Origin of the sequence: Argonema antarcticum A004/B2 (genome assembly GCF_023333585.1) — a bacterium.
Lineage (GTDB): Bacteria > Cyanobacteriota > Cyanobacteriia > Cyanobacteriales > Aerosakkonemataceae > Argonema > Argonema antarcticum.
Window position 1 is genome coordinate 1 of record NZ_JAIQZN010000213.1, and the last position, 2,232, is coordinate 2,232.

The 2,232-nt window shown below is 42.7% G+C and carries 3 protein-coding genes; 2 read left to right on the top strand and 1 reads right to left on the bottom strand.

All coding sequences use genetic code 11. From position 1 onward, the window contains the following. Positions 1-174 precede the first annotated feature (174 nt). A complete protein-coding gene (locus LAY57_RS35355) occupies positions 175-501 on the bottom strand; it encodes a hypothetical protein (RefSeq protein WP_249072132.1) in 327 nt (108 codons plus the stop codon). Between the two features lie 221 nt (positions 502-722). Here LAY57_RS35355 and LAY57_RS35360 point away from each other — a divergent pair, with 221 nt between their 5' ends. Then, on the top strand, positions 723-1,793 hold the full coding sequence (locus tag LAY57_RS35360; protein ID WP_249072134.1) for an AAA family ATPase: 1,071 nt from the start codon (positions 723-725) through the stop codon (positions 1,791-1,793). A 2-nt stretch (positions 1,794-1,795) separates the two neighbouring features. Then, positions 1,796-2,044, top strand: coding sequence for a hypothetical protein (locus tag LAY57_RS35365; protein WP_249072136.1), 249 nt, complete (start codon positions 1,796-1,798; stop codon positions 2,042-2,044). The last annotated feature ends 188 nt before the right edge of the window (positions 2,045-2,232 follow it).

Consider the following 2,232-nt stretch of genomic DNA (forward strand, 5'->3'; position numbering starts at 1 on the left):
ATCTGACCCACTCGCCGATCGCTTGAAAGAGCGCTGCGCTCCGCGCAACCGCACCCACCCTTCTGAGCAAGTTCAATTCAACTTAGACTCGAAGCGCTGCTGTAAATCGTTGCGCGTTGCTTGAGGACAGCAGGTGTGCGGCGATAATGATGGCAAAGGGATTGGTACTTTCCTCTAGGATAGCTGCTGGAAAGCCCTTGCAGTTTCACGAACGGAAATTGCTTTCCTGCTTTGAAATCCCCATCGACTGTAGCTATAGCCTGTCGGTCGCCAATTGGTGTTTTCGTCTCCTAATACGGCAAAACTAAATACTTTTTGTCGATAGCGGTCGAATAATCGATGATTATATACATACATTCGCTCCGCAAAGTCTGATTGTACTTGTCCTTGGATTTCGACATGAATCAACACAATCGCGTAGAAGCCGGAGTTCAGCCATACTTTTACTAGCTTATCTGCTAAACGCCTTCCTATCTCGGCATCGCGAATCACTTCTTGCAATTCGGTGTCTAAAGTTTCGTAGCCTCTGTCCCAGTTAATGCCTTGCAGTCGAATAGCTAGTTAGTAAAGGATTGGGAAGAATTAAGACCTGTTTTTAAGGTACCATATACTTCTTATGAGGGGTATGTTGACAATTTGATTGAAGATTTGCAATGAAATCGAACCAGAAAAAATGTGAGTATTAGTTACTGCTGTTTCGCCTGTCTTTAGAGACTTATCAAATGAAAGTTCAATCTGTTGAGCTAAAGTATTTCAAGAAATTTCGGACTTCTCCCGTATTTGATTTTACCGATCCCGAAACTGGGTTAGCGCGAGATCTGATTGTTTTAATTGGAATGAACGGATCTGGGAAAACGAGTCTTTTACAAGCGATCGCAGCGACATTAGGCACGGCTACTGGACGGTTACAGAAATTGTCGGATCTGGAATGGGCTGGATTTAACTATGAATTGCTAGGAAACAACTGGGGAAGATTTGAACCAGAAGTCACTTTACAGGTACAGTTTTCGTCCCAAGAACTGCAAGCAGTTGGGGAATTCTACCAAAAATTACACGAGATGGGACGCAATTTAACAGTTCCTCCTGCACAAGAGCATCGTGCGATCCTTAGATGGCAGTGGTCAGATGAGCGAGTTCAAGCGGTTACTGCTGCTGAGTTATTTCAATTTAAAGGACGATTATACGCTAAACAACTGCGTCGTTCTGAAGGCTTTCAGGTGTTTGAGCGAGTTGGCACTATTCTTTGGTATACAGAGCAGAGAACTGCCACCAGTTTAACGACTGAAGACCCCGAACGCCGACAAGAGATTACTGAGGATACTTTGCGCGATCGCCTTTCAAAATGGCGGCAGTTTCATCAAGATGTTGAGGCAGGTAGAATTGGGCAGTTAAGATCGGGACAAAAAGACTTGTATGCCGAAATTGAACGAGCTTACAAAGCTGTTTTTCCAGAACGTAGCTTTGAGGGTCCCGTTCCACGCGACAATATAGATGATATTTTGAGCGAACCCTGGTTTTATCTTTACGACGGTAAAAATCAGTATGAAATTTCTGAGATGTCTGGAGGAGAACGTGCTGTCTTTCCAATCCTAATGGACTTTGCCAATTGGAATATTCATAATTCAGTTATTTTAATTGATGAAATAGAGTTGCACCTCCACCCGCCAATGCAACAGGCATTGCTGAGAGCTTTACCTAAGTTAGGCAATAACAATCAGTTTATTATTACAACTCACTCTGATTATGTAGAGCAATTGGTGCCTGAAGCACACATTATCAGGCTAGAGGTATAACTGTGAGTGTTGTTAGTAGCAGCAAAATTATTTTCTGTGAAGGAAAGCAGAGCAGTTTGGATGCCCAACTGCTGGAGCGAGTTTTAGAAACGTTACCAACAGAGCGACCTACAATTGTTTCCTCTGTTAGTAAATTTACCTTCTCTGTATTTGCACAAGGTTATTTTTTCCTCAAGAGATTGGGAATCAAAGATATCTCGTTTTCCGAGACCGCGACTTTGATGCCAAGCCTTCAGAAGAGGTGCGACTGATTCAATTAGGTACTCAACGAATTTGGTTAACTCATCGGGCTTGTATTGAGAACTATTTGCTAGAGCCTGACTTGATTGATGCTTATTGGCGAGAAAAATATATCGAAAAACGGCTCTCCCGTACCTATGGTGATAAGTGAAACTTATTTAAATAAGCAAGCTAATAGCTTCTCTCGTAAAGATTGAAA

Bases quoted from the DNA above. Each gene is read 5' to 3' on its own strand.
- LAY57_RS35360 (WP_249072134.1), top strand. From the start codon at position 723: ATGAAAGTTCAATCTGTTGAGCTAAAGTATTTCAAGAAATTTCGGACT.